Genomic DNA, 21,814 nt, shown 5'->3' with positions numbered 1-21,814 from the left:
GCGGCGGCAAGCTCATCCATGGCATCGGCACGCGCATCACGCCACCTGCAGCGCCCGCAGCAAGGGCAGCCTGGTACGCGCGAAGAGCCGCGCCTGCGTCGCCAGTTCAGCCAGGTTCTCGTCCTCGGCTTCCAGCCGCACGCCATCGCGCACCAGCCGCTTGCCCTGCGCAGCGATGTGCTGCCAGGCCTGGGCGGGCCAGGCTTCGACATCGTCGCCGCAGACATCGCGCGCCAGCAGGAACAACTGCTCGACCCGCTCCACCTTCACCCCGCCTCCGGTCAGCGGGCTGACCAGATGAGCGATGTCGCCCTCCTGGCTCTCCGGCAGCACCAGCGCTGCGCGCTGCAGGAGATAGGCATTGAGGTCGGCCGTGCGGCGCGCGATCTGGGCCTGGGTCGCGGCATCCAGCTCGGGAGGCAGCGGGGCCGCGTGGCCGGTGCCGATCAGCATCAGCGCCGAATCGATCACCTGCGACAGGTTCAGGTTGCGATGCGCCAGCGAGGCCGCCAGGTCCACCAGCGTGTGCGGCTGGTAGTCCGAGAGCGCCTGCAGGATCGGTTCGTAGATGAGCCGGTTGAGGGTGATCTCGGCGGCCACGTTCTGAATCGTCAGCGGCACCTTGTCCGGCTCGGTCAGCAGCACCACGCTTTGCAGCGCCAGCGCCTGCACGCGCTGGCGCTCATCCAGCACCTGCCCGCCGCGCACCCAGTAATCGCGGCGGAAGGTCTGGTTGACCATGAAATCGCGCGTGCTCTGGTACAGCACCGGGTCGTCGATCTCGGCCAGGCACTGGCGCTGCGCCGGGGTCAGGTTGGCCATGTCGAGGTGATCGATGTAGTGCGCCGGGCAGGCGAACTGCAGACCGGCTTGCGAGAAGCGGCGATGGATCTCGGCGAAGGGCTCGGCGTGCCAGTCGCGATTGAAATATTCGTGCGCGAGGTAGCTGCGCGACTGCTGCTGCAGCATTTTGAAGCGGTCGCGCATGAAGGGGTTGGCCTGGGCATAGACCGGGTCGGTCTCGAAGAGCCGTGTGGCAAAGGCCAGCGCGGCCTCGATGCGAGCGGCCGTGGGCAGGCCGCGTTCCTCGTTGCCGGCCAGTTGCGTGTGCTGCACCAGCAGGTCGCGCAGCGGCATGAAGGCCGACCAGCCCGGCTGGGTGTTGTAGCTCAGATAGAGCACGCCGCCCGGCTTGAGCTTGCGGTCGATGAAGTCGAGAATGATCTCGCGGTTGTCCTCGGAGACCCAGCTCCAGATGCCATGCAGGGCGATGAAATCGAAATCCGGCAGATCGTCGCGGCGGCAGAAATGCGAAAAGCTGGAATCCTCCAGCTGCGCGCCACTGCCACTGGCCGCCGCCAGTTCCTGGGCGAAGGCCGCCTGCAAGGGATTGAAATCATTGCCCCACCAGCGCGTGGTGGATGCCGCTGCGTGAAAATTGGTCGACAGGCCCTGCCCGAAACCCAGCTCGCAGGCGGTCTGGATGGCCGGTGCCTGCAGGCCGTGGAAGGCGAAGGCCAGCGGCAGGCGGGCCGGATTCATGCCGGGGTAATAGCCGTAGGTGTAGGCGATGTCGACGACGTAACCGTCATTCCAATTGGTCAAGGCGAGCTCCGGGCAGCGAACATGAGAGGGAGGAAAGCAAGGACAGCGCCAGCCTCAGCCGGCACCGGAGGCATCATCGCCGGCGTCGGTACCGGCAGCCGGCCCGGCCAGCGCGTTGTATTTGCGCGCATTGCCACGGGCCAATTCAACCGGATACTTGCGACGATTCAGTTCCATTTTTTCCAGCACGGCGCTGCGCAGGTCGACGCCGGTATGGTCGGCCAGCTGGATCAGATAGACCAGCACATCGGCCATCTCATGACGGATGCCTTCGCGCGCGGCGTCATCGAGTTCATGATCGGCACCCGTCGGCAGCCACTGGAAGTGCTCCATCAGCTCGGCCACCTCCACCGAGAGGGCCATGGCCAGGTTCTTGGGCGTATGGAAACGCAGCCAGTCGCGTTCGCTGGAAAAGCTACGGATGATCTCGCGCAATTCGTGCAGATCGGAGGGGGCAGCAGCGGGCTGGCCGGAGGGGGAAGCGGTCATGGGCTTGGCGTGGGTCTGGATGTTGTCGTCTTGGCCTTGTTGTCGGCAAGGTACTTTATCACCAACCCACACAAACCGGCCTCCACACTTGATCTGCGACAGCTTGTATCCCACAGGAATGATGCACAATGTAGCGCAACACACGACATTCTGACGAACATGCTGACACTTTTACGATCTCCGCTGCGTCTTCTGTCCTGCACCCTGCTGGCCACCACGCTGCTGGCGACCGGCTGCGACCGCCACATCGACCAGGAGCTGGCGGCCCACGAAGCCGCCCAGACCACGCTGGGCCTCACACCCAAGCAATTTGCCGATCGCTTCAACAACCGGCTGGCTGACGTGCTCAGGGACATGAAAGTGGAAGAGCCCGAGCACATGGCCCACCTCTACATGCTGGACGCGTCGCGCCTCCATCCGGGCAAATATGAATACGTGCTCGACACCCAGGTCGGCCCGGCCCGGACCACGCTCATCGGCACGCTCAACAAGAAGGGTGAGCTGCGCAACGTGGGCGTGATGATGACCAACAAGGTGCCCGGTGCCCGTGACGAATTCCTGATCTGCGCCTCCAGTGCCGCGCGCAGTTTCATCTCCGGCAGCGAGGACAAGCTGCTGCCCCTGATTACCCGCCTCACCACGGTCGCCCTGGACAATCCCGGCCAGCGCATGACCGAGGTGGTGGCCGACCAATTGCTCTCGGTAGAGCTGGTGCCGCAAGGCGTGCTGTTTCAGGTACAGCCGCGCCAATAAGCGACCACCGTAATGCCGATGACGATGATGAGCGGAAACAGTTTCCGTTCATCATTGCCCCTGCCCCGCCCGGCAGGAATGCTGCTCCCGTTTCTGGTTCACCCATGGAAAGTCCCGCCTTTTTGACCGATTGAAAGCGCGGTACAGCGTTTAGATTCTGGTCATCATGGTTTCCGTGTCGCGCCGCCCAAGCCGGATACAGGCTGGCGTCGCACATCTTTCGCGGAAATGCCATGGAACGCCATGACACCGACACGCAATTCCACACCAGGCCGCACGCGGCCCGGTATGAAAACGGGGTCGCCGCGCTTGGGGACGAAGCACGGCGGCTTTCTACAACAGCGGCAGGACCGTGACCCCGCAAGGTCAGCAACGGTCAGGGCAACGGGGGCAAGCATGCGCACGAATCTACCGATCACCACCACCGAGCGGTTGCTGGAGGATGGCAAGTCCATCGTCTCCAAGACCGACCTGCAGGGCAACATCACCTACGTCAATCCTTACTTCGTGGAAATCAGCGGTTTCGACGAAGCCGAACTGATCGGGGCCCCGCAGAACATCGTGCGCCATCCCGAGATGCCGCGCGAGGCCTTCGCCGACATGTGGGCCACGCTCAAGGAAGGCCTGCCCTGGAACGGGCTGGTCAAGAACCGCTGCAAGAATGGCGATTACTACTGGGTCCAGGCCAACGTCACGCCGGTGCGCGAGAACGGCCGCGCGGTCGGCTACATGTCCGTGCGCACGCGTCCTTCGCGGGAGCAGGTGCAGGCGGCCGACAGCGCCTATCGTGCCTTCGTCGGCGGGCAGGCACGCGGCCTGCGCATCCGTCGCGGCGCAGTGGCGCGCACCGGCTTCATCGGCTGGCTGCAGGGCCTGCGTGATCTGCCGTTGGCCAAGCGGCTGGGCTGGATGATGGGCGTGCTCACGCTCATGTTCATCCTCGGCGGTGCGGTCGCGGGCAGTGCCGTGCAGACGGCCGGAGGCAGCCCCTATGCGGTGTGGCTCGGCACGCTTGGTGGCGCTGCGCTGCTGCTGGGCTCGTGGGCGGTGCTGCATGCGAGCGTCGTGGCGCCCTTGCAGCGCGCCATCAAGTCCGTCCATGGCCTGGCCGGCGGCGATCTCGACCTGCATATCGATACCGATGCGCGCGGCGACATGGGCTTGCTGCTGCAAGCCCTGCAGCAGCTCAACGTCAACCTGCGCGCCATCATCGGCGACGTGCGCCGCAACGTGGAATCGATGACCATCTCCACCGGCGAGATCGCCAGCGGCAACATGGATCTCTCAAGCCGTACCGAATCGCAGGCCTCGGCACTGGAAGAAACGGCCTCCAGCGTCGAGCAGTTCGCCGCCACCGTGCGCCAGAATGCCGACTCGGCGGCCAACGCCGATCGCCAGGCGCAATCGGCCTCCTCCATTGCGCAGCGTGGCAGCCACTCGGTGCAGCGCATGGGCAAGACCATGGACGAGATCGACGCGGCGTCGCACAAGATCGTGGACATCATCGGGCTGATCGACGGCATCTCCTTCCAGACCAACATCCTGGCGCTCAACGCCGCCGTGGAAGCGGCGCGTGCCGGCGAGCAGGGACGCGGCTTTGCCGTGGTCGCCGCGGAAGTGCGCACGCTGGCGCAACGCTCGGCGGCCGCCGCCAAGGACATCAAAGGCCTCATCGACGACTCGCGCGCGAAAGTCGAGAGCGGCAACCAACTGGTCCGCGAAACCGCGCAAGCCATGGGCGACCTCGGGGGCGCGGTGGAAAACATGGCCGTCACGATGGCCGAGATCACGGTGGCCAGCAATGAGCAGAGCGGCGGCATCGAGCAATTGAATCAGGCCGTCAACGCCATCGACGAAACCACCCAGCAGAATGCCGCCCTGGTGGAACAGGCTGCCGCCGCTGCCGAGAACCTGCGCGACCAGTCGATCAAACTGAGCCAGGCCATGTCGGTGTTCAAGATCAGCTACAGCGGCCCGCGCTCACCGGCCTCTGCGAGCGCGAACACTGCCACGCGCCAGAAGGAAAACACGCTGGCACTGGCGCAGTAAGGCCCGCTGGCACGCCGTGCAAGCGGCATGCCTACACCGCTTTACAAGGCATTGCATTTCTTTACCCGATAAGGGGGTGTCCGCATCTTTGCACGGCCACCGCGCTTGCCTATGATGAACTCCTGTCCGCATCTTCCTCATCAGAGGGGGATGCTGGCTGCCTACCACTACAAGGGAGTTTCACATGAGCGTGTCTTCGGTCTCCTCCGGCAACAGCAGCTTCTACAACACCATCATCCAGCCCATCAAGAACGTCGCCTCCGAAGTCGGTGACGAGATTGAAAGCGCCTACGACACCACGGTCGATGCGGTTTCCTCGGCTGCGCATTCGGTGGCCGACAGCGTGACCTCGGGCGTCAAGGCCATCGGCAACATCATCGATACCTCCGCCTGATCTTGGGTGCCGCAGCATGGCGCCCGGACCGCGCCATGCAATAATTCGGGCTTCGCGACTACCGCCAGCCCGGACCCTGCCATGCTGCTGCATACCATCTACCTCATCGCCATCTGCGCCGAAGCCATCTCGGGCGCGCTCATGGGCATCCGCAAGGACATGGACATCTTCGGCATCTGCCTCATCGGCACCGTGGCGGCGCTGGGTGGCGGGACCGTGCGCGACATCCTGATCGGCCACTATCCGCTGGGCTGGGTGGCGCATCCCGAATATCTGGGCTTCACCATCTGCGCGGCGATCGTGGCAGCAGTCGCGGCGCGCGCCCTGCATCATTTCAAGTCCGCTTTCCTGGTAGTGGATGCACTGGGGCTGGTGGCTTTCACCATCATTGGCTGCGATATCGCGCGCAGCTTCGACAACTTCCACCCGGCCATCGTGGTGATGCTGGGCATGGTCACCGGTGTCTTCGGCGGCTTGCTGCGCGATGTGCTGTGCAACGAGATTCCGCTGGTCCTGCGACGCGAGATCTATGCCAGCGTGTCGCTGCTGACCGGCAGCCTGTATGTGCTGATCCTGCACTGGCAGATCGATGGCCGCATCGCCACCCTGAGCTCCCTGCTGCTGGGCTTTTCGGTGCGCCTGCTGGCGATCCGCTTTCACTGGGAATTGCCGCGCATGGACAAGGAGCGCGTACGCGGCTTCGACTGAAGCGAACGCCCTCCCTTGGCAAATGACATCCTTTGTTGCAATTGCCTGACTGCGCTTAGCAGACTCACGTAGTTCAATGCTGCCTCACTGCATCTCTTTCCATTTCTTTGCATGAGGTTGACCATGAAACGATTGACGACGCTGCTGGCTGCAGCGCTGCTGCTGACCACGCTGGGGGGCTGCGTCTGCGCGCCCTGGTTCTGCGGACCCGGCCCGGGCGGCGGCGGACCACGTGGAGGCTGGGGCGATGGCGGACCAGGCGGTGGTCCACGCTGAGATTTTTCCCCGGTGACAGACACGGAAGGCCGGAGCAAACTGACTCCGGCCTTCTCTTTTCCGCATTCTATATTTTGTATTCTGAATTACGTATTCCCTCTGCGGAGTTCTGATGCAGCTCCTCAGCCCAGTGTGCCGACGCTGGATTCCAGCAGCTTCCACGCCTCCTCGCCAAACCTGGCGCGCATGTCCTTGTAGAAATTGGCCTGTGCCAGCGCCTGCTTGAAGGACTCCTTGTCCGCATCGACGATCTGCAAACCCTTGCCGGCCAGGTCATTGCGGGCCATGCCGGAGAAGCTGGCGATGTCGGCGCGCTCATCGGTGGCGGCCTGATCGAGTTCGCGGCGGACGATCTCCTGGATGTCCTTGGGCAGCTTGTCGAAGGCGCGGCGGTTGCCGAGAATCCAGTAGGCGTCCCAGACGTGATTGGAGAGCGTGCAGAACTTCTGCACTTCGTAAAGCCGTGCGGTGCTGATGATGGCCAGCGGATTTTCCTGCCCTTCCACCAGCTTGGTCTGCAGCGACGAATAGACCTCGTTGAAATTGATCGGCGTGGGACTCGCGCCCAGTGCCGAAAACAGCGAGGTCAGCATCGGTGCTGCCGGCACGCGCAGCTTCAGGCCCTTGACGTCGGCGGCACTCCTGATCGCCTTGGTCGAGGTGGTGATCTGGCGGAAGCCGTTGTCCCATGGCTTGGACATGGTCAGCAGTCCCACCTTCTCGATCTGCGCGCGCACGTGCGCGCCCAGCGGGCCGTCCATGGCCTTCCACACGGCCGCGTAATCCTGGAAGGCAAAACCGGTATTGACGATACCGGCGGCCGGCACCAGCGTGGAGAGCACGGTATTGGCCTGGTTGAAGAATTCCACCCCGCCATTGCGGATCTGCGACATCAGGTCGGTATCGGAACCCAGCTGGTTGGCCGGAAACAGCTTGATCTCCATGCGCCCGTTGGTGGCGTTGCGGATGCGGTCGATGGCTTCCTGCGCGCGCTTGTTGACCGGGTGCGAAGGATCCTGGCCGGTGGCGAATTTATAAGTAAACTCGGCCGCATTGGCGGGCCGCGTGAGGATGGAAAACAGCGGCAGTGCAGCGCCGACAGCGCCTGCCTTCAGGATCTGGCGGCGGCTCAGCTTCTTTGATGCGATCTCGTCTTTCATCTTTTGTCTCCTGGCATTTTTTATGGTGGGAATCGATGAAACCGCGCCGGGCCACACGACCGAGCGGCGCGTGAACAACTCAATGGATCAGCATGCCGCCGTTGACATCCAGCGTGATGCCGGTGCAGTACTGCGACAGGTCGCTGGCCAGGAACACGCAGACGCCGCCCACGTCATCCGGCCCGCCCAGGCGGCCCAGGGGAATGGTCTGGGCGATCTCGGCTTTCTTCTCGGCACTGAGGATATCCTTGTTGATGTCGGTCGAGATGAGGCCGGGCGTGACGCAATTGACACGAATGCCGTCCGGTCCGAACTCGCGCGCCATGGCCCGCGCCAGACCCAGCACGCCGGCCTTGGCCGCCGAATAATGCGGACCGCCCAGGATGCCGCCACCGCGCTGGGCCGAGACCGAGGAGATGCAGACGATGGAACCGCCCTGCTGCGCGCGCATGGCCGGCAGCACTGCCTGCGACATGTAGAGCGTGCCGCGCAGGCTGACATCGAGGATGCGGTCATAGTCCTTGCCGCTGATGTCGAGGAATTTGGCGGGCTGGGTGATGCCGGCATTGTTGACCAGAATGTCGATGCGGCCGAACTGCTGCAGGATCGCTTGCGCTGCGGCCTCGCAGGAGGCCTTGTCGGTGACGTCGGCCACCAGGCCGAGATGGCCCTCGCCCAGACGGGCCGCAGCGGTGGAAGGCTCGGCGCGTTCAAGGTCGAGGATGACGACGCGCGCGCCTTGCGCAGCCATCAGGCGCGCGGTGGAAAATCCCAGGCCGTTGAGCCCGGCACCGCCGGTAATGACGGCAACTTTGTTCTTGAGCAGCATGGTGTGGTCTCCTGAAAGTGGCATGCGAATGAGCAACGGTGAAGACCTCCGCGCAGTCCTCCTGCGAGCGGATGCCGCGCCAGATAGCGCGCATGGACGGATGTCTCCCTGTTGTTCTGGCGGCGATCTTCGAACTTTCATCCGGCTGCGACAAGTGATGCTTTGTCATGAAAATGTGACGAAGCTTCATCTGCCGGATCGATGCGCTAAAATCGGCCGCGAGCCCGCGCCCGCGCATGCCGTAACGCAGCAGAAACGTTCACAAGACCAAAAACCGAGACACCATGATTCCTCCACTGACCTCTCTGATGGCCTTCGAAGCGATCGCACGCCGCAAGAGTTTCAATCTTGCGGCGGCTGAATTGCATCTCACGCCGTCGGCCATCAGCCACCAGGTGGCGCGTCTGGAAAAGCTGCTGGGGCTGCGCCTGTTCGAGCGTTCCACCAAGGGTGTGGAGCTCACGCCGGCAGGACAGAGCTATCTCAACCGCGTGGCCGGTGCGCTCGGGGCGATCAATTCGGCCACCGACGATTTGCGGCATGGCGTGGAAAATTCGCTGCAGATCCATTCCAGCCCCAGCTTCGCGAGCCTGTGGCTGATGCCGCGCATCGGACGCTTTACGCAGCGCTATCCGGAGATCGCCTTCGGCTTGTCGGCCTCGCCGGAAATTTCCGATTTCGAGATCGGGCAGGTGGATCTGGACATCCGCTGCGGCGTACCGCACTGGCCGGATCTGGAAATCGAACCGGTGTTGTCGGAGCAGGTGATCCCGATGGCCAGTCCCGATTTTCTCGCGCGCCATCGCATCGAGACCCCGGAAGACCTGGTGCTGGCCCCGCTGATCCAGTCGCGCGGCAGCCTGCTGCAATGGCCGGAATGGTTTGCCCGCTATGCGCCGGACCTGCGTCCGGAACGCATCGCCCTGCGCTTCGACCGCGCCATGATGAGCATCGAAGCAGCGGTACAGGGATTGGGCGTGGTCTTCGAGAGCGATGCCTTCGGTGCCGGGCATCTGGCCAGCGGACGGCTGCAGCCGGTGTTTGCGAATGGCATGGCGCTGGAGATCACGCAGCACTTTGCGGTTTGTCCGGCACGCAACAAGTCGCGGCCGGAGGTGGTGTTGTTCCTGCAGTGGTTGCGTGAAGAGAGCGGGAAACTTGCGTCTACTTGACGCCAATTCAGCCAAGCCTGAATTTTCATCGCTTGCCTGCACCCGTACCGACCGCCAAGAATAAGTCTCCACCATTACAACGGAGACTGACGCATCGCCCTGTTCTGCCGGGCAGATGCGTCTTGCTGTCATGACCCCACATCCCCTGCAGCCGCTGGCGCATGCCATCCGCTTTCTTTCCATCGACGCCATCGTGCGCGCCACTGAAGGCCATCAAGGCGTGCCGCTGGGCATGGCCGAGATCGCCACCGCCCTCTACGCCCGCCACCTGCGCTTTCATGCGGCCGATCCGACCTGGCCGGACCGCGACCGCGTGGTGCTCTCCAATGGCCATGGCTCGATGCTGCTCTACAGCCTGCTCTACCTCACCGGCTACGAACACATCACGCTGGAGCAGGTGCGCAACTTCCGTGAATTCGGTTCGCACTGTGCCGGCCATCCGGAATACGATCCGCAACTCGGCATCGAAGTGACCACCGGTCCGCTCGGCCAGGGCATCGCCAATGCCTTCGGCTTGGCCGTGGCCGAGGCTTACCTGAATGCGCGCTTCGGCGATGGCCTCGTCAATCATCGCACCTACGCCTTCGTCGGCGATGGCTGTCTGCAGGAAGGCATCGGACAGGAAATGATTTCCCTGGCCGGCCATCTGCGCCTCGCCAAACTGACCCTGCTGTGGGACGACAACCAGATCACCGATGACGGCGCCACCGAACTCTCCATCAGCGAGAACGTGCCCGAACGTTTCCGCGTGGCCGGCTGGCACGTGGTGGAGGTGGACGGGCATGACATCGAGGCAGTCTCGCGCGCACTCGATGCCGCACGCGCCTCGGACCGTCCCTCGATGATCGCCTGCCGCACCATCATCGGCCGCGGCATCCCGCGCGTGCAGGGCCAGCGCGGCGGCCACAGCGCACGGCTCCATGCGGAGGATGCACAAGCCGCACGCGATCTGCTGCAATGGCCGCATGCGCCCTTCGAGATCCCGCAGGACATCCTTGCGCCGTGGCGCAACTTCGGCCAACGCAATCGCGATGAACATGCTGCCTGGCATCAGCGCCTGCAGGCCCTGCCGCCCACGCAGCGCGCCGAATTCGAACGTGTCCTGCGGGGTGACTTGCCCGATGGATGGCAGGAGGTGTTGCTGCAATTCAAGCGTAGCGCGCACGAGCCTGCGCGGGCGCAGGGTGGCATCCTGATCTCGGCCGCGCTCAATCAGCTGCTGGCCGAGGTGATTCCGGAACGCATGGTGGGCTGCGCCGATCTTGAAGCGCCCACGGCGCACAAGGGTTCGCTCAAGGCCTTCACCGCCAGCGACCGCAGCGGTGCCTACGTGCACTGCGGTGTGCGCGAACACGTGATGGGTGCGATGGCCAATGGCATGGCCGCGCATGGCGGCGTGATTCCGCTGGCCGTGACCTATCTGGCTTTCTCGGACTATGAACGCCCGGCCATGCGCATGGCTGCGCTGATGGGCTTGCCGGTGAAATTCGTGTTCAGTCACGACTCCATCGGCATCGGCAAGAACGGGCCGACACACCAGCCGGTGGAAATCCTGGCCTCGCTGCGTGCCATGCCCAACATGCTGGTGATGCGTCCGGCCGATGCCAGCGAGGCGGTGGAATGCTGGGAAGTCGCCATGCAACACCGCAGCGGACCGGTCAGTCTGGTCTTCGCACGACAGAGCCTGCCGCCGGTGCGCAAGCGCTTCGAGGTGAGCAATCTCAGTGCGCGCGGGGGATATGTGCTGGAAGAGGCGCAATGCGGTCCGCGCCAGGTGAGCTTGCTGGCCACCGGTTCGGAGGTGGCCATCGCTTGTGCTGCGCGCGACCTGCTGGAAGCGCGGGGCGTGGCCACTGCCGTGGTATCGCTGCCGTGCTGGGAATTGTTCGACCAGCAGGACAGCCGCTATCGCGACGCCGTACTGGGCGAGGACACGGTCCGGGTGGGGGTGGAAGCGGCGGTGCGCTTTGGCTGGGATCGCTATCTGGGCGCGCGCGGCGGCTTCGTGGGCATGGCGGGCTTCGGTGCGCCGGGGCCAGCGGATGTGCTGTACCGGCATTTCGGGATCACGCCGGAGGCGGTGGTGGCGCAGGCTTTGCAGCTGCTGGACAGTCCGCACAGCCAGACGACATAAACCATTTATATGATTTATATCGGTGCCAGAACGCAAAAAGCCCATCTGAAACCAGATGGGCCGTTCATTGATTAACGCTGGATTCCCTCATGACCCTGGCGATCTGCCAGGTGCTGCGAAGGTGTCCTGCCCGGCCTATCTGGCCGGTGCTGGACTCAATCCAGGTGTTCGTGTTGTGGTCCGGAGGCCGCCGTTGGTGCGGGCCGGTGTCACGCTCTACGAGCGATTAATTAACTATTTGCTACACGGCTTGCGCCGTGACTGACGCGCTCCTGCCTTCGTGGTTCACCTGCCCGCGCTATCTGCACGGCCACAGCTGAGTCTCTGGCAGGAACGACGTCCTGCGCTGCCCTGACCTTCGGTACCGGCCCTCCCTGGCTATCTGCCAGGTGAGAGTCTGCGACAAAATCGCGCCGACATGAAAGGACTGCGGAGTCTGCCGGCCTGGCCTCTGGAGCGTATGGAATTCCGAAGGCGTTCAGGCGCGGTCAGCGAGGATGTTCTGCTTCGCTTGCGCGAAAATCTTGGTCTTAGATGACCTTGATGTTGGTGGCCTTTTCACCCTTGGGGCCGACACCGCGGTCGAAGGACACGCGCTGGTTTTCCGACAGGCTGCGGAAGCCGTTGGACTGGATGTCCTGGAAGTGCGCGAAGACGTCAGCGCCGCCAGCATCAGGAGTGATGAAGCCGAAGCCCTTGGCATCGTTGAACCATTTGACTACGCCGGTTTGAGTGCTCATGTTTGTTTCCTTTGGAAAAGTTTGGGACGAATGAAGGCAGATGCCTGAATAGGCACTTGAAACCAAGAACTGAAACCGAAGGAAAGAAAACAGAACGACCGAGGAGGGAACGACAGTCAGGCGGAATTGGAACCAACAAGAATACAACTTGATGCAAGTACAGGTCGTATTGTACACCACATGCGACATCTTGCAGGTATCTGTTGATAAATGTGTGGTTTTTCTGTAGGCATCGCCCGCTTGGCCGCCCCGGCAGGGCCGCTCCGCCCGACTACTGCGTCGCCACCGGCAAGGAGCGTCACGCGATCAAGACGCCCGGCATTGCCGCCGACAGCGACTTGACCGCTTTTTGCTGGCCCAACGTAATTCCGGTATATTGGCCCGAAGAAAAAAGAGGCCGTGTCCCGTTATGCGCCGGAGGTGGGCGGCGCTGATGGCATCGCGGGTTCCCTTGCATGTCACCCAGTCACTGCGTGCTCGATGCCCCTTCCCGAACGCCCCTTGTTTGATCCGTCCGACGACGATGCCACCGTGCCTGGCTTGCCGGTACGCTTCGGCATTTCCGCCCTGGTGATGGCGGGCATGGTTCTGCTGGCCGTGGTGCTGGTCTCGGTAGGCTGGTGGGGCGCGCGCCAAGTGCTGCTGGACATGGCCGAGCGCTCAGCCGAGGATGCCGGGCGCATCATGACCGAACGCTCGCGCCGCATCATCGATCCGGCCGTGGCTACGCTGCGCCAGCTGGCCTTCGATCCGATCACGCAAGCCACGCAACTTGATGAGCGTCTCACGCGCATCGCCGCCTTCTCCATCGACCTGGTCGCCAATCCGCTGGTGTCGGCAGTCTACGTGGGCTACCCCAATGGCGACTTCCTGCTGGTCCGCTCGCTGCGCGGTGCCGACCAGCGCGCCTTCTTCTCGGCACCGGCGGCATCGGCCTTCCTGGTACAAAGCATCGTGCGCGATGCCGATGGCACGCAGCACGGGCAATACCGTTTCTATGATGCCGAACTGAAACTGCTGGCCCTGCGCGATGAGGCGGACTATCTCTTCGATCCACGCACGCGCACCTGGTATGCCACGGCGGACCGCTCGCTCATCCCCTCCATCTCGGCCCCTTACGTCTTCTTCACCACGCGCCAGATCGGCATCAGCCTCTCGCAGCGTGCGCGCGACGGCGAGGCCGTGGTCGCCATCGACATGACGCTGGACGACCTCGCCGCCAGCCTCGGCAACCTGCGCCTGACGCCCAACAGCGAACTGGCACTGGTGGACGAACACCAGCGCGTGATCGCCTACAGCGACATGGCGCGCGTACTGGAACAGGAGGGCGAGAGTTTCCGTTTCCGCAGTCTCAAGGATCTGGAAGTCCCGAGCCTGTCACGTCTCTCCGCACGTGCGCTGGCCGGCGAGACCAGCGCACTCTACAGCGTGAACGGGCGTGAGTGGCTGGGCTTGTCGCTGCCCTTCGACGTCATCGATGGCCATGCACTGAGGCTGCTCATTGCCGCGCCCGGCGACGAACTGCTGGGCCAGCTCGACCGCAATCGCAAGACCCTGGTGCTGGTGGCCTTCCTGGTGGTGCTGGCGTTCCTGCCGCTGGGCTGGTGGGCCGGGCGCGCCATCGGACGCAGCATGGAGCGGCTGGCGGTGCGGGCCGGACGCATGTCGCGTTTCGACTTCCGCACGCAGGACCGTCGGCGCAGTACCCTGCGCGAAATCAACATGCTCACCGACATGGTGGACCACGTGAGCCTGACGGTGGAAGCCTTCCTCGACATCAGCGCCATCCTCAGTACCGAAACGCATGTCGAGGAGATGCTGCAGCAGGTGCTGGAGAAATTCGTGCAGGCCACGCGCTGCGACGGCGGTGCCGTCTATCTGTGGCAGCGCGAAGACGGCCAGATGCAGCGCGCGGCGGCCTACGGCCAGCAATGCGGATTGACTGACAGCATGGCGTATGACGCACAAGGCACAGGTACAGGCGCTGCCGACACCATCGCCGCACGCGCGACCGACGATGGCCGCATGCGCGTGGAACTGGATCTGCGCGGCCGCAACGGTTCACTCGAAGGTTTGCTGGTGCTGATGCATGCCCATGACAGCGTGCATGAGGATCCGCGCTTCCTGGCCTTTGCGCGGCGTCTGTCGGGCATGCTGGCGGTGGCCATCGAGACGCGCCAGCTGATCGCTGCGCAGAAGGCCCTGCTGGAATCCCTGATCCGCCTGATGGCCGACGCCATCGACGCCAAGAGTCCTTATACCGGCGGCCACTGCGAACGCGTACCGCACCTGGCCATCCAGCTGGTCGACCGCCTGGCGCAGGAAAGTGAAGGCCGCTACGCCGGCTTCACCCTCAACGAGGACCAGCGCTATGCCTTCCAGCTGGCGGCGCTGCTGCATGACTGCGGCAAGGTCACCAGTCCCGAACACATCGTCGACAAGGCGACCAAGCTGGAGGTGATCCACAACCGCATCCACGAAGTGCGCATGCGTTTTGAAGTGCTGTGGCGCGATGCCGAACTGGATCTGCTGCGCGAGCTCTACGCTACCTTGCCTGCAGCCCGGGCCGAATCCTGGCGCGCAGAGCTGGAGCGCCGCCGGCATCAGCTGCGCGAGGACTTTGCCTTTGTCGCGCAATGCAATGTCGGGGGCGAAGCCATGTCGGACGACGCCATCGCACGGCTGCGCCAGATCGCCATGCAGACCTGGCAGCGCCATTTCGATGACAGCCTGGGCCTGGCCGATGAAGAAAGCCGGCGGCTCGCCGCGGCGCGTGGTGGACAGATGCAGCAGGAACTGCCCTGCACCGAGACCTTGCTGGCCGACAAGCCGGAACACAAGGTCGCCTGGGAAGAAGGACACCGGCCGCCGGTTGAACGCGGCGACCCGCGCAATGTGCTGGGCTTCGACATGCAGCTGCCGCAGGTCCGGCAGAACATGGGCGAGCTGCACAACCTGACCGTGCGGCGCGGCACGCTGACCGAAGAAGACCGCTTCGCCATCAACAATCACATCGTGCAGACGCTGGTGATGTTGAAGAGCCTGCCGTGGCCGGATTCGCTCAAGAGCGTGCCCGATACCGCCGCCAATCACCACGAGAAAATGGATGGCACCGGCTATCCGCGCCGCCTGCACGCATCCGGGCTGCCCTTGCAGGACAGGGTGATGGCGCTGGCCGATGTGTTCGAAGCACTCACGGCGGCGGACCGTCCGTACAAGCCGGCCAAGACCTTGTCGGAATCGCTGCGCATCATGGCCAGGATGTGCCGGGAACAGCATCTGGATACGGAGTTGTTCCGCTACTTCCTGCACAGTGGCTTGTGGCGGACTTATGCGGATGAATTGCTGCGGCCGGGGCAGCGCGATGCGGTGGATATTGCGGCGATTGAAGACTTGCTGGAAGACAGGCCGCAGACAGCATGACGACAGTCACGATGGCCAACGCCTCTGGGGGAATTCACAGCCACAAGTGGCTGGCCCCCATGGGTTCACCGGCCAGTTCGGCCACCACCGCCGCCAGGCGCAGGGTGCTGTCCTGGTCGAAGCCCTTCAAACGCACCATCCGGAATCCCAGGGCCATGCTGTATTGCCAGTCCAGTTCCAGGATGCGATAGCTGCGGCCGGATCGTTCGTCATGCCATTGCACGGCGGGATCTTCCCAGGCAGCACCGAGGAAATCGACATGCGAACCGAAGGGGGACATCTCCTTGAGCAGCTCCTCGCTGCCCGGCACGCGGGGAATTTCCAGGTTTTCACCCACATGCACCATGGGATTGGGTCCATCGCAGGCTTCCAGGCTCAGGCTGAATCTGTACCTCTCGCGCTCGTAGTCGGACATGCAGTTGGCACTCAGCAGTGCCAGTGTGGCCGGACCGAGGCTATACATGGGACTGGACCAGGTGACTACTTTGTTCTCGTAAGGGTCTTTGATGACGATGCCATGCCTGGCCAGCAGCGCCAAGGTTTCGGCCATGGTCAGATCATCAGGCGTGGGGAAACCTGCAGGCAGGTCGGCCGATTCCACATAGCAACGCAAGACATCGCCCGTGGTGCGGATATTCTCTTTCCATTGAAATCCGCAATCGAGTGCTCTGCATAAAAGATGGAGCAAGTCCTGCAGCGCAGGGCCGGGCACGTCCTCACCGCGCGGTGGAATGATGAAACCCTGCGCGAGCAATGCCTGCTCCAGCGCAGGCCAGTCTGGCTGCGCCAGATGCGCCTGCAGCGGAAAAATATAATCTTCGTGCAATGACATGGGGAGTTCTCCTTGGATTGGGCTGCGCTAGGACGCAGCAGCCTGTAGACTGGGGATTGCTCACCGGGTTCAGCGTTCGGGACGTTACCAGCGTCGTATCTCGACGAATTGTTTCGCTTCATCCCGTCCTTTTTCCTGTCCTGTTCTCTGTCCTGTTTTTTCTTTTATCTGTACATCATGACGTACAAACTTTTCTGGTCCGCCCCCTATCAGACTGAACTCGACACGACCGTTACGGCAGTCGATGGTGATCAGGTACAAATCGCGCAGACCATCTTCTTCGCCTTCTCCGGTGGCCAGGAGAGCGATGCCGGCACGCTGGGCGGCCATCCCGTGCTGCAGGCCGAGAAGCGCGACCAGACCATCGTCTACACGCTGCCACCCGGACATGGCCTGCGGGTCGGTGATGCGGTTCACCTGCAGATTGACTGGGCACGCCGCTATCGCCTGATGCGCCTGCACTTCGCGGCCGAGATGGTGTTGCAGCTGGTCTATCAGATGCGGCCGGGGATCGAACGCATCGGCGCACACATCGCCATGGACAAGGCGCGCGTGGACTTCGCCAGCGACACCAGCCTGGCACCGCTGTTCCCCGCCATCGAGGCGGCGGCGCAGGAGCTGGTGGCGGCGGGATTACCCATCGTCACCGCATTCAGCGATGAAGCCGCCGGCCGGCGTTATTGGGAAGTGGAAGGATTTGCGCGCATGGCCTGCGGCGGCACGCATCCGCGCACCACCGCCGAAGTGGGAACACTGCGACTCAAACGCAAGAACACCGGACGCGGCAAGGAACGCATCGAGATCCTGCTCGATGCGCCCGCGTGATGCCGCTGAGCCTGGGGAATTTTTCGCCTCGCTTGAGGACGACGACTGAGCGGAAGGCTCAGGTCTTGTAGTCGTACTTCATCTGCTGCGCAATGAGGATATCCTTGCTGGTGCGTTCGCACAGGGTCACGTAATCGGTGAGCGGCTGCGGTGGCCGCATGCCCTCCTCGATCAGGCGCTGGTTGTCGAACAGCACTTCCTCCGCCGCAAAATAGCCATACGAACGAATCGCCTTCAACACGATGCGCTTGTTGCAGGGACCGATCAGGTCCTTGAAACGGTCCTGCATCTGCAGGAAGCTGTCGTAGTGGGTCTGGCGGTAGCGTGACATCTTTTCCTCACCGGTGCCGACGCTGATGGCTTCATCGATTTCGCCGAAGGTGCAGGCGTGACTGGGGCCGGACGAGATGTTGTAGGCCGCGTATTTCAGGGTCGGTTTTTCCAGCAGCAGGTGCAGGGCTTCGGCGCAATAGTCCACCGGGATCACGTCGATCTTCTGGTCCAGCTCGCAGGGGAAGGCCTGCAAGGCGCGCGCCAGGCGGAAGACCCAGTAGATGCTGCCCGAGGCGGCGCATCCGAGTTCGGTATGGCCGACCACGATGGACGGCCGCGCGATGACCAGCGGCAACTCGGGCAGTTCGGTGCGCAGGCGTTGTTCGGCCTGGTACTTGCTGGCGGTGTAGTCGAGGTAGTGCTCGACGTCATCGGCGGGAGAGTAGTCTTCCGACACCGGGCGCGGCGCATTGCGTCCGCAGGACATCCCTGTCCCGATCTGTATGAAGCGCCGCAGCGGGCGTCCGCGCGAGAGGCCGTGCGCCATGGCGAGCACGCCGTCGACGTTGGTGGGGAAGATGGAACGATGACTGCCGAAGGAGGCCAGAGCCGCCGAGTTCACCACATCGCTGACCTGCAGCAGGCGCGGATCATCGATCCAGCGCTCCACCCCGGTGAGGTCGCCGCACAGGATCTGGTCAGGCGACAGGCGCTGCAGTTCGTCCTCGCTCACGCCGTGCAGGCGCAGGTTGGCCGCCAGGCGCGCGCGCCCTTCGTTGCGATTGGCCGACCTGACCAGGAACAGCGAGCGCTCCCAGCGCGGCGTGCGGATGAGGCGAGCGGCCAGCGCGCCGCCGATGAATCCGGTACTTCCGGTGAGCAACAACATAGACGATGAGAGTTCCACAGATAAGGAAGCAAGGACCGGCAAGCCCCCATGCCGGCCGGTGAAATGAGGGCGCGAACCCGTGCCACTTCCCCTGAAAATGGGGCAAAAAATTATAAGTGAGACGATCACGAAATTGAACCAGTCCAAATGGACTGGGTGCGCTGGCGTACCGATTCCAGCAGTAAAAAATTTACATCCTGCATCAGGCATTTCAGTCCAAACGGACTGATTTCTTTTGCGAGTGAGGCCATTAGAATTCGATGGATGTTGCCCCGCCTGATTTCCCTCCCCCACCTGACCGCCACTTCATGGCAACGAGGAGTTTCCTCATGCCGCTTGCGCCCGCGCTTCTCCTTCCCAGGTCGTCGGCCGTGACGGAGCACGTCCATGTGCTCCCCATCCATCGCCGCGTGCGGCTGGGGATGGAAGGCGGCATCGTCGCTGCCAGCGTGCTGCTGCTGGTGGCCACGCTGGCGGCGCGTTCGCTGTCCACCTACACCGCCTGCACGACGTTGCTGACGGCGCTGCTCTGTGGCGGATGCTTTGCGCATCTGCGGGTGCGCGAGCGCCGCGGGTTCCCTGATTCGCCGCGGAAATCGACGATGCTGGCGACGCTGATCGTGTGCGTTTTCCTGGCGGCGTTGTCGGACACCGGAATGGTCCACGGTCAACGCGGGGATGCGCCGGGGGCGCTGGTGAGTGCCTTGCGCCATGGGGTGCTGCCGCTGGGCCTCTTCAGCTATTGGCTGGTGTTCTGCGGGCCCATGTCCTTGCGCTGGCGTGCGGTGCTGCCGTTTGTGCCGATGCTGGGATGGCTGTGCTTTGCGGCGATCCGCTCGGCGCAGGCCAGGCAGGTGCGCTGGCCGTGGGCCTCTCCGGGTCTGTCGGCGTGGGGCGAGGCGGCGGTGCTGGTGGCGTTGATGGTGATGCTGTTCGCGGCGGGGCTGGTGTTGTTGAAGCTGGTCAAGGCTTATCTGGTGGATGCGGGGATGCGGTCACGGGCGTTTGGGGATTGGGATGCGGGGGCGGTGTCAAGACAGCCTTTAGTAGCAGATGGTCATGGTGGTAGTTGAGCGATGACCCAGATGGACGGAAAAAATTTACTGGGGAGGGTGAATAAGCGCTCCCACCGTCCTCTTGAGTGTTTGAAGCTAACATAGCATTCGGCTGATCCACCATCATGATAAGAACAATGAAAATGAGTTGGTGGCGGAACGGCAGCTTCCTTTTATACCCGTTTCTACCGGTGTATATGAATTCGAGGCAATCGAAGAGCAGTTACCAACAGAGGCAAGTATCTACGTATTCGCCAGTGAGTTCACATCGACAGGATGCAAAGGGATAACATCCTTTTCACCTCGATCAATGCGCGTAAGGGCATACACGCATAGTTGAACACAGAGGGCGGTTTCTTAAGTCTTCCTTCGCGGCATTCCGTAATTTGGTGGAGCACGTTCTGGTTTACCCTTTCATGGTCTCAGCATGACATACTGAACCGCACTTGAAAGGGAGGATGCGGCATGAGTACTGGCAAGTTTTTCCTTGGAGCCGCCCTGCTGTTGTCCGCGGCCATGAGCGGCTGCTCTCAAGAAACGAAGTTACCTACGCACCTTGCCCAGATCCGTCTGGATCCAAGTCGCTATGGCGACCTGGTGGATGGGCTTGACTCGGCGATGAAAGCCAGTGGTCTGTCGCGATACGGTGCGGCGGGGGGATTGAAAGAGCTTAGAGGTCGAGATGTGTTGTACATCGGTTACCGGCAGCAGTCAGACAGATGGGCGTTCATCACTGCTACAGATATCATCGAGGCGGGTACCGTAGAGTTGCGTGTCTACTCCACGGTAATGACCGACGAGCATCTAAGAGAAGACGCGATGTCTCGCCTTGATCATGTCTTGGCCGAGTTCGGTTCAAAGCTCAAGGCGAAGTCCACCGAGCCAAACCTGAAGAACGCGAATTGACCGGTCCGCCGAGACGATCAGGCACCGATCGAAAGTTGACGATCGCTGCACGGAGAGATTGAATCTTGATTGCGGCGGCTCTGAGAGACGGTAACTCTTCCAATCACGTTGACGAAATTAACCTTGAGCTTACTCAGCGCGTTCTGGGTGCTCGCCAAAGAGTAACGATATGGCAGCGTAGTTGGTAAATACGATGAAGCTTAATTGCATCGACTTCATGAAAAGCCCGATGCGCCGACGGCGCCCATGCATCTGGTTTTTTCCTTCGAGCAAAGCGATGAACGCTATCAGCACAAGGCCCTGAAACTCCGTCCACGTCGCGTGTTTAGACAGGCTGCAGCCTCGATAAATTAACGATGTGAGGTAGACCGAATTACAGGGACAACGCCACATCGTATAATCGGTGCCGACGTATTTTTCTGCCGCTACTTTCCCGTCCCCCGTATTCCATCACCTGGAGTCACCGTGCGTGCGTTCCGTCTTCCGCTGCTGTTCGCTGCGACCTTTTCCGTTTTTTCTTCCTTCGTTGCCCTGCCCGCTTGTGCGGACGAACTCCGGGTGCTCGCCGCCGGTGCCATCGCGCCCATCGTGCGCACGGTGGCCGCCGACTTCGAGCGGCGCAGCGGCATCCACGTCACGGTAGACAACGCCACGGGCGGCGTCGTGGACAAGCGTGTGCGATCAGGGGCGGCAGCGGATGTGGTGGTGGCACCGGATGGCGTGTTGCGCGGACTGGGCAAGGACGGCTATCTGAATCTGGCCAGCGAGCGGCCGATTGCACGGGTGGGGATTGCCGTGGCGGTCAGGCAAGGCGCGCCCTCGCCTGCCATCGCCACTGTGGCGCAATTCAGGAAGGCCTTGCTGGACGCACCTTCCGTCGCAGTGATTGATCCCAAGGCCGGCGGGTCGAGCGGCATCTATCTGGAAAAATTGTTTGAACGGCTTGGCATCGCCAGTCAGATGCACGCCAAGGAAGTGCTGGTGCCTGGTGGACTAGTGGCGGAAAAACTGGTGGATGGAAGTGCGGCGCTGGCATTGCATCAGCAGAGCGAGATTCTGCTGGTCAAGGGGGCGAAGCTGGTGGGGCCGTTGCCGGCGGACATTCAGAATTACACGGTGTATGTGGGGGCAGTGGGGGCGCGCACTGCATCGGGTGCGACAGGGCGGGCGTTTCTGACCATGTTTGGAGAGGAAACGGCGCGCAGGGCGATGGTGGAGCATGGGTTGTTGCCTGAGGGGGACTGACGCATTTGTTCTTGCGAAGGACACCGGACCATCCCGGGAGTAAGATACCGCGAACAA

General features: G+C 62.7%; 19 protein-coding genes. 12 read left to right on the top strand and 7 right to left on the bottom strand.

The window, feature by feature from the left end; translation table 11 throughout:
* Positions 1–36: 36 nt before the first annotated feature.
* Positions 37–1,605, bottom strand: a complete 1,569-nt coding sequence (locus JOD78_RS10570; protein ID WP_209568112.1) for a methyltransferase regulatory domain-containing protein — start codon at positions 1,603–1,605, stop codon at positions 37–39.
* 54 nt (positions 1,606–1,659) lie between these two features.
* Positions 1,660–2,094, bottom strand: coding sequence for a nucleotide pyrophosphohydrolase (locus JOD78_RS10565; RefSeq protein ID WP_121042830.1), 435 nt, complete (start codon positions 2,092–2,094; stop codon positions 1,660–1,662).
* A 159-nt stretch (positions 2,095–2,253) separates the two neighbouring features.
* Here JOD78_RS10565 and JOD78_RS10560 point away from each other — a divergent pair, with 159 nt between their 5' ends.
* From JOD78_RS10560 to JOD78_RS10540, 5 genes are all read left to right on the top strand, one after another.
* Positions 2,254–2,847 carry an attG domain containing protein gene (locus tag JOD78_RS10560; RefSeq protein ID WP_134135580.1) on the top strand — a complete coding sequence of 198 codons (594 nt, stop codon included), beginning with the start codon at positions 2,254–2,256 and terminating at the stop codon, positions 2,845–2,847.
* Between the two features lie 396 nt (positions 2,848–3,243).
* A complete protein-coding gene (locus JOD78_RS10555) occupies positions 3,244–4,896 on the top strand; it encodes a PAS domain-containing methyl-accepting chemotaxis protein (protein ID WP_121042826.1) in 1,653 nt (550 codons plus the stop codon).
* Between the two features lie 184 nt (positions 4,897–5,080).
* Positions 5,081–5,290, top strand: coding sequence for a hypothetical protein (locus JOD78_RS10550; protein ID WP_034331894.1), 210 nt, complete (start codon positions 5,081–5,083; stop codon positions 5,288–5,290).
* An 81-nt stretch (positions 5,291–5,371) separates the two neighbouring features.
* A complete protein-coding gene (locus JOD78_RS10545; protein WP_034331895.1) occupies positions 5,372–5,998 on the top strand; it encodes a trimeric intracellular cation channel family protein in 627 nt (208 codons plus the stop codon).
* Between the two features lie 123 nt (positions 5,999–6,121).
* Entirely contained in the window at positions 6,122–6,274 is a 153-nt protein-coding gene (locus JOD78_RS10540; RefSeq protein WP_166675556.1) for a hypothetical protein, read from the top strand.
* A gap of 122 nt (positions 6,275–6,396) precedes the next feature.
* Here the strand turns inward: JOD78_RS10540 and JOD78_RS10535 are convergent, their stop codons facing one another.
* Both JOD78_RS10535 and JOD78_RS10530 read right to left on the bottom strand, forming a co-directional pair.
* Positions 6,397–7,434: a TRAP transporter substrate-binding protein gene (locus JOD78_RS10535; RefSeq protein WP_209568114.1), complete on the bottom strand. Its 1,038-nt coding sequence runs from the start codon at positions 7,432–7,434 to the stop codon at positions 6,397–6,399.
* 79 nt (positions 7,435–7,513) lie between these two features.
* On the bottom strand, positions 7,514–8,263 hold the full coding sequence (locus JOD78_RS10530; protein WP_034331897.1) for an SDR family NAD(P)-dependent oxidoreductase: 750 nt from the start codon (positions 8,261–8,263) through the stop codon (positions 7,514–7,516).
* A 284-nt stretch (positions 8,264–8,547) separates the two neighbouring features.
* Between JOD78_RS10530 and JOD78_RS10525 the strand changes: the two genes are divergently transcribed.
* Together JOD78_RS10525 and JOD78_RS10520 are read left to right on the top strand one after the other, a co-directional pair.
* Positions 8,548–9,435, top strand: coding sequence for a LysR substrate-binding domain-containing protein (locus JOD78_RS10525; RefSeq protein WP_121042822.1), 888 nt, complete (start codon positions 8,548–8,550; stop codon positions 9,433–9,435).
* Positions 9,436–9,565: 130 nt separating this feature from the next.
* Positions 9,566–11,569, top strand: a complete 2,004-nt coding sequence (locus JOD78_RS10520; protein ID WP_209568116.1) for a transketolase — start codon at positions 9,566–9,568, stop codon at positions 11,567–11,569.
* Positions 11,570–12,099: 530 nt separating this feature from the next.
* On the opposite strand, the gene JOD78_RS10515 is transcribed toward JOD78_RS10520, so the two are convergent.
* Positions 12,100–12,309: a cold-shock protein gene (locus JOD78_RS10515; RefSeq protein WP_006461922.1), complete on the bottom strand. Its 210-nt coding sequence runs from the start codon at positions 12,307–12,309 to the stop codon at positions 12,100–12,102.
* Positions 12,310–12,789: 480 nt separating this feature from the next.
* Here JOD78_RS10515 and JOD78_RS10510 point away from each other — a divergent pair, with 480 nt between their 5' ends.
* Positions 12,790–15,732, top strand: a complete 2,943-nt coding sequence (locus tag JOD78_RS10510; RefSeq protein WP_209568118.1) for an HD domain-containing phosphohydrolase — start codon at positions 12,790–12,792, stop codon at positions 15,730–15,732.
* A 34-nt stretch (positions 15,733–15,766) separates the two neighbouring features.
* Here JOD78_RS10510 and JOD78_RS10505 read toward each other — a convergent pair whose 3' ends face one another.
* Positions 15,767–16,564, bottom strand: a complete 798-nt coding sequence (locus tag JOD78_RS10505) for a hypothetical protein (RefSeq protein ID WP_121042816.1) — start codon at positions 16,562–16,564, stop codon at positions 15,767–15,769.
* A 177-nt stretch (positions 16,565–16,741) separates the two neighbouring features.
* Between JOD78_RS10505 and JOD78_RS10500 the strand changes: the two genes are divergently transcribed.
* Positions 16,742–17,389, top strand: a complete 648-nt coding sequence (locus JOD78_RS10500) for an alanyl-tRNA editing protein (RefSeq protein WP_121043086.1) — start codon at positions 16,742–16,744, stop codon at positions 17,387–17,389.
* Positions 17,390–17,447: 58 nt separating this feature from the next.
* Here the strand turns inward: JOD78_RS10500 and JOD78_RS10495 are convergent, their stop codons facing one another.
* On the bottom strand, positions 17,448–18,551 hold the full coding sequence (locus JOD78_RS10495) for an SDR family oxidoreductase (protein ID WP_121042814.1): 1,104 nt from the start codon (positions 18,549–18,551) through the stop codon (positions 17,448–17,450).
* Between the two features lie 329 nt (positions 18,552–18,880).
* Between JOD78_RS10495 and JOD78_RS10490 the strand changes: the two genes are divergently transcribed.
* From JOD78_RS10490 to JOD78_RS10480, 3 genes are all read left to right on the top strand, one after another.
* Positions 18,881–19,624, top strand: a complete 744-nt coding sequence (locus JOD78_RS10490) for a hypothetical protein (protein ID WP_134135585.1) — start codon at positions 18,881–18,883, stop codon at positions 19,622–19,624.
* Positions 19,625–20,071: 447 nt separating this feature from the next.
* Positions 20,072–20,512 (top strand): hypothetical protein, encoded by a 441-nt coding sequence (locus JOD78_RS10485; RefSeq protein ID WP_121042810.1) that lies wholly within the window; start codon positions 20,072–20,074, stop codon positions 20,510–20,512.
* A 465-nt stretch (positions 20,513–20,977) separates the two neighbouring features.
* Entirely contained in the window at positions 20,978–21,757 is a 780-nt protein-coding gene (locus JOD78_RS10480) for a substrate-binding domain-containing protein (protein ID WP_227022648.1), read from the top strand.
* Positions 21,758–21,814: the final 57 nt, after the last annotated feature.

This window comes from Herbaspirillum sp. 1130, from assembly GCF_017833835.1.
Lineage (GTDB): Bacteria > Pseudomonadota > Gammaproteobacteria > Burkholderiales > Burkholderiaceae_D > Herbaspirillum > Herbaspirillum huttiense.
This window is presented reverse-complemented; position numbering and strand designations above follow the sequence as displayed.